At 70.8% G+C, this 5,571-nt stretch carries 6 protein-coding genes; 2 read left to right on the top strand and 4 right to left on the bottom strand.

Annotated elements, in window-relative coordinates; genetic code table 11:
* Positions 1-47 precede the first annotated feature (47 nt).
* The 4 genes from AB0L34_RS32635 to AB0L34_RS32620 form a co-directional block, all read right to left on the bottom strand.
* Complete coding sequence (locus AB0L34_RS32635) at positions 48-2,312, bottom strand: heavy metal translocating P-type ATPase (protein WP_363709388.1); 2,265 nt, start codon at positions 2,310-2,312, stop codon at positions 48-50.
* A 12-nt stretch (positions 2,313-2,324) separates the two neighbouring features.
* Entirely contained in the window at positions 2,325-3,344 is a 1,020-nt protein-coding gene (locus AB0L34_RS32630) for a hypothetical protein (RefSeq protein WP_363709386.1), read from the bottom strand.
* Positions 3,345-3,346: 2 nt separating this feature from the next.
* A complete protein-coding gene (locus AB0L34_RS32625; RefSeq protein ID WP_350712625.1) occupies positions 3,347-3,553 on the bottom strand; it encodes a heavy metal-associated domain-containing protein in 207 nt (68 codons plus the stop codon).
* Between the two features lie 155 nt (positions 3,554-3,708).
* Positions 3,709-4,872 (bottom strand): FAD-dependent oxidoreductase, encoded by a 1,164-nt coding sequence (locus tag AB0L34_RS32620; RefSeq protein ID WP_363709384.1) that lies wholly within the window; start codon positions 4,870-4,872, stop codon positions 3,709-3,711.
* 199 nt (positions 4,873-5,071) lie between these two features.
* On the opposite strand from AB0L34_RS32620, the gene AB0L34_RS32615 reads away from it, so the two are divergent.
* Together AB0L34_RS32615 and AB0L34_RS32610 are read left to right on the top strand one after the other, a co-directional pair.
* Complete coding sequence (locus AB0L34_RS32615) at positions 5,072-5,281, top strand: heavy metal-associated domain-containing protein (protein ID WP_363709382.1); 210 nt, start codon at positions 5,072-5,074, stop codon at positions 5,279-5,281.
* Between the two features lie 143 nt (positions 5,282-5,424).
* Positions 5,425-5,571, top strand: a 147-nt coding sequence (locus AB0L34_RS32610; protein ID WP_363709390.1) for a metal-sensitive transcriptional regulator, incomplete at its 3' end; no start/stop codon positions are given.

Below are 5,571 nucleotides of genomic sequence, written 5' to 3'. Positions count from 1 at the left end.
GCTGCCACCCGCCGAGGTGGCAGCGGCGCGGGGCGGTGGTTCTGTCGCTACCGGACGGTGGTGAAGCGGCGCAGTCGTAGGCTGTTGGCGACGACGAAGACCGAGGAGAAGGCCATCGCGGCGCCGGCGATCATGGGGTTGAGTAGCCCGGCTGCCGCCAGTGGCAGGGCGGCGACGTTGTAGGCGAAGGCCCAGAACAAGTTGCTCTTGATGGTTCGCAGGGTGCGGCGGGAGAGCCGGATCGCGTCCACGGCGGCCATCAGGTCGCCCCGGACCAGGGTCAGGTCGGACGCCTCGATCGCCACGTCGGTCCCCGTGCCCATGGCAAGACCGAGGTCGGCCTGGGCCAGGGCAGCGGCGTCGTTGACTCCGTCGCCAACCATTGCCACGACCTTGCCCTCTGCTTGGAGCCGCTTGACCGCGTCGACCTTGTCGGCGGGCAGCACCTCGGCGATGACCTGGTCGATGCCGACCTCGGCGGCCACTGTTCGGGCGACGGTGGTGTTGTCGCCGGTGAGCAGCACCGGGGTCATCCCGAGCGCACGGAGCTTTGCGATCGCCTCCTTGCTGGTGGGTTTGACCACGTCCGCAACGGCCAGCACTCCCCGTGCAGTGCCGTCCCAGCCGACCACGATCGCGGTCCGCCCGGCCGCCTCCGCAGCGGCGGTGGCCCGCTCGATGTCGACCGGCACCTGCCAGCCCTGTTTGCCAAGCAGCCGCAGCCGGCCGACGAGCATGTCGTGACCGTCGACGGTGCCGCGTACGCCGAGGCCTTCCAGGTTGCCGAAGTCGGACACCTGCGGCAGCGTGCCGTGCTGCTCGGTGGCGGCGCGGGCGATTGCCTGCGCGATCGGATGCTCCGAGGCCGCCTCGACGGCTCCAGCGAGGCGTACCAGTTCGTCGCTGTCCTGCCCGTCCACGGCGATGGCGTCGACGAGGGTCATCTGGCCGGTGGTGACGGTGCCGGTCTTGTCCAGCACCACCGTGTCGATCCTGCGCGTCGACTCCAGCACCTCAGGCCCCTTGATCAGAATGCCGAGCTGGGCGCCGCGGCCGGTGCCGACCAGCAGGGCGGTCGGGGTGGCCAGGCCGAGGGCGCACGGGCAGGCGATGATCAGGACCGCGACCGCGGCGGTGAACGCGGCGGTCAGCCCGGCGTCGGCGCCAATCCACCAGCCCAGGGTGCCCGCCGCGAGGGCGATCACGATCGGCACGAACACGCCGGAGATGCGGTCCGCCAGGCGCTGTACGGCCGCCTTGCCGGTCTGCGCCTGCTCGACCAGCTTGGCCATCTGGGCCAGCTGCGTGTCGGCGCCGACCCGGGTTGCCCGTACCACCAGACGGCCGCCGGCGTTGACCGTCGCCCCGACCACCGCGTCACCAGGGCTGACCTCGACGGGGACGGACTCGCCGGTCAGCATGCTGGCGTCGACCGCAGAGGCGCCTTCCTCGACCACGCCGTCGGTGGCGATCTTCTCTCCTGGACGTACGACGAACCGGTCTCCCACCGTCAGCTCGGCGACCGGCACGCGGATCTCCACCCCGTCACGAAGCACCGCGACGTCCTTGGCGCCGAGCTCGAGCAGGGCTCGCAGCGCCGCGCCGGCGCGGCGCTTGGACCGGGCCTCGAAGTACCGGCCGGCGAGGATGAACGTCGTGACACCGGCGGCGGCCTCCAGGTAGATGTTGCCCGCCCCGTCGCTGGGGCCGATGTCGAGGCTGAACGGGTGCGTCATGCCCGGCGTGCCGGCGGTGCCGAAGAACAGCGCCCACAGCGACCAGGCGAACGCCGCCAGGGTGCCCATCGAGATCAAGGTGTCCATGGTGGCCGCACCGTGGCGTAGGTTCGTCCACGCGGCCTTGTGGAACGGCAGCGCACCCCACACCACGACGGGTGCGGCGAGGGTCAGGGACAGCCACTGCCAGTTGGTGAACTGCAGCGCTGGCACCATCGCCATCGCGACCACCGGCACGGACAGCGCCAGCGACACCCACAGCCGGGTCCGTAGCCCGCTCAACTCATCGACCGCGGGTGTCGCCTCGACGGGTCCCTCCCCAGGCGGCTGGGGCGGCGTTGGCAACCGGGCGGTGTAGCCGGTCTTCTCCACCGTCGTGATCAGATCGGCCGGCGTCAGGCCGTCGGGGAAGGTCACGCTCGCCTTTTCGGTGGCGTAGTTGACCGTGGCGGTGACCCCGTCCATGCGATTGAGCTTCTTCTCGATGCGAGAGGCGCAGGAGGCACAGGTCATCCCCCCGATCGACAGTTCGATCTGATTCGGCGCCACCTGCAAGCGGTTACCGACGGATGTCATGTCGTTGTCTCCTTACCCGTGGGTGTGGCCCGGCCCGCCGTGGCCGGCGGACGTGGTGGGCGCCGGTGTGGCGGCACTCGACGCAGTTCCGGCCGGGCCGGTCTGTCCGGCCTGCCCGGCCACCGCGGTGAACGCGGCGGTGCGGACCTTCCCGCCGTGCTGGAAGTCCAGGAACAACCGGTACGCGCCGGCGGACGGGACCTCGGTGTGGAAGGTGACCTGCGGCCCGGCCGCCGTACGCCCGTCGCCGGGCGTGCCGTCGGGGTGCACGTGCAGGTACGCCAGATCACCGTCGCGCAACGCCACCAGGTGCCCGTAGGCGCCGAGGTACGGCTCCAAGTCGGTCACCGGCCGCCCGTCCTTGTTGACCGACAGGGTCAGCGTCGAGGACCCGCCGGGCGTGAGGTCGCCGTCGAGCGTGACGGCGTAACCGTCAACGGTCGCGGTGCGGGCCGGGGTCGGCAGCGACGCCGGACGGTAGTCCCCCGGTGCCGGCACGTCCACGCCGAGGGTCAGCCCGTCGGCGTGCCCGTCAGGCTGGAAGTCGGCGAATACCCGGTACTGCCCGGGCGCGGCGACCGCGATCGGCACCGACCAGGTGCCGTCGGCAGCCAGCGTCGGATGCAGGTGCTGGAAGCCGGCCAGGTCCCGGCGCACCACGATCAGGTGCAGATCCTTGTCGTGGCTGGTCACATACCGGGTGACCGGGGCGCCGTCCGCGCCCAGCACTCGGAAGCGGAACTCCTCAGGCGCACCAGTGGCCAGGGTCGCGGACACCGGCGCGAGCCGGTAACCATCCTGGGTCACCTGCAGGCCGGCCGGCAGCTGCCCACCCCCGCCGGTCTCCCCGGCAGCGCTGTGCTCCCCGGCAGCGCTGTGCTCCCCGGCACGAGCGTTGCCGCCGGCGTGAGCGTCGTCGTGTGACGCCGGCGCGGCCGGGGCCGTCCCGGCCGCGTCTCCGGCCCCGAGGGCGGCCGTGAACACCGCCGCCAAACCCAGCGCGTACGCACCCAGCTTCATCGAATTTCGCATGACTACCTTCCCAGTTCGTAGCCGGCCTCGTCGACCGCCGCGGCGACCGCCGCGTCGTCCAGCGGCCGATCGCTGGTGACGGTCGCGGTGCCGTTGGTCAGATCCACCTGCACGTCCGTGACGCCGGGGATCTTGCCGATCTCCGACCCGACGGAGTTGACGCAGTGCGAGCACGTCATGCCGATAACGGTGTAGGTCCTGGTCTCCATGACGACCGCCCTTCTATTGATGTCGATGACACTCGCGGCTCGGCGGCCCGAGCCGCCGTCCGCCCGATGTAGAAAGGTTATCCATACCCCCTAGGGGTATCAAGTCCCGGTCTCGGTGATCGGGACCACGCTCGGGTCTGCCCCGTGCGGGTGGCTCACAGCTCCAGTGGGTTGCCCGCCGCGACCCCCCGCTTCAGGCGGACGAAGTCTCTTGGCGAGTTCACCGCCACCGCGCCGACCAGCAGGCCGTTGGCGGTGAAGCCGACCGAGAACTGGTCGTCCTCGAAGGTTCCGGTGACCAGCTTCGCCTCCTCGGCCAGATGCGGCAGCCCGGCGATCTGGATCCGTGCGCCGTGCACGTTCGTGGCGAACGAGGGCACATCCGCGAACGGCGTGGCGTGCTCTGGCCCGGCCAGCAGGTTCAGCGCGGCCGCCGCACCCTGGTCATTGGCGTTGGCCCAGTGCTCGACCCGGACCAAGGTGTTGCCGAACAACTGGTGTGGCCAGCGGGCCACGTCCCCGGCGGCCACGATGTCGTCCGCGCCCCGGGCGTGCAGAGTCGGCTCACACACCACGCCGTTCTCAACGGTGAGGCCGCTACCGTCCAGCCATTCGGTATTGGGCACCACACCCATGCCGGCGACCACGAGGTCCGCCGGAATCACCGCTCCGTCCGCAAGCCGTACGCCGGCGAGCCGCGTCGTGCCGTGGAATCCGGTGACGCGCACGCCAGAGACAAGGTCCACGCCGTTGCGGCGGTGGTGGGCGCCCAGCCAGCGGGCGGCGTCGGCGCCCAGGGCGGCGAGCATGGGGTGCGCCGCGCTGTCGACGACCGTGACCGCATGACCGAGGGACCGTGCGGTCGAGGCGAACTCGCCGCCTATGAAGCCGCCGCCGATCACCACGACCCGCCGCTGGCGTTCTGCCAGGGCGGCGCGCAGAGCGAGCGCGTCTTCGAGCGTCCGCAGCGTGTGCACGCCGGCCGGGTGCTCGGCCAGCCGCCGCGGCCGGGCTCCGGTCGCGATGACGAGGCCGTCATAGGGAACCACCGTGCCGTCATCCACGACCACCGCCCTGTCGACGGTGTCCAGGCGCACCGCCGTCCTGCCGCGTAGCCAACGCCCGTCGAACTCCTCTGCCCCGGGCAAGACGACATCGTCGTCGCCCCGCAGAACGCTCTTGGACAGCGGCGGCCGGTTGTACGGGTCGTGCGGCTCCGCGCCGATCAGCGTCACTTCACCCGCAAAGCCCTCCCTGCGTAGAGCCTGAACGGCACGCAGCCCGGCCAGCGACGCCCCGACCACGACTATCTTGTCCACCTCGCACCTCCATGCGTCATACCCCCTCTGGGTAGCCGACAGCATATACACGTAGGGGGGAGGGGTATATGACGCCGGCAAGCGGCAGGCGACGCGTCGCGGCGAATGCCCCTGTCTCGCCGTGGTTGCGAAGACATCTGCCATGACGTACGGTCGGACGCAGAGATACCCCTGCCGGGTATGAGTGAGGAGTGCGATCGTGAGTACAACCGTGTACAAGGTCACCGGCATGACCTGCAACAGCTGCGCCAACAAGGTCAAGAACCTGCTCAGTGAGCTCGACGGCGTCGACGCCGTCGAGGTGGACCTGGCCGCCGGCCGCGCCACGCTGCGGGCGGGCCGCGACATCGACGATGCCCGCGTCGTCGAGACACTCGAAGAAGCCGGGTATGAGGCGGCTCGGGCCTGACCGTGGCCCCGGCCCGGGTCGACGCCGCGCTCCCGCCCCTGTCGGCAGTGCGGCGTCGACCTGGCTGTCGCCCCGATGACCGCCGCCGCGCCGACGGCAAGACTGACTGGGAATACCCCCCGGGGGTTGGCTATAGTTGACGGATGACCGCCACGCCAACCCCGACCCGGGGATACACCGCCAGCAAGGACCAACTGCTCGCGCGGCTGCGCCGCGTCGAGGGGCAGGTCCGCGGCATCGAGAAGATGGTCGACGACGACCGCTACTGCATCGACGTGCTCACGCAGATC

This window comes from Micromonospora sp. NPDC052213 (assembly GCF_040679695.1).
GTDB lineage: Bacteria > Actinomycetota > Actinomycetes > Mycobacteriales > Micromonosporaceae > Micromonospora.
Note: the sequence above shows the minus strand (reverse complement) of the source record. Positions and strands in the feature narration are given on the sequence as shown.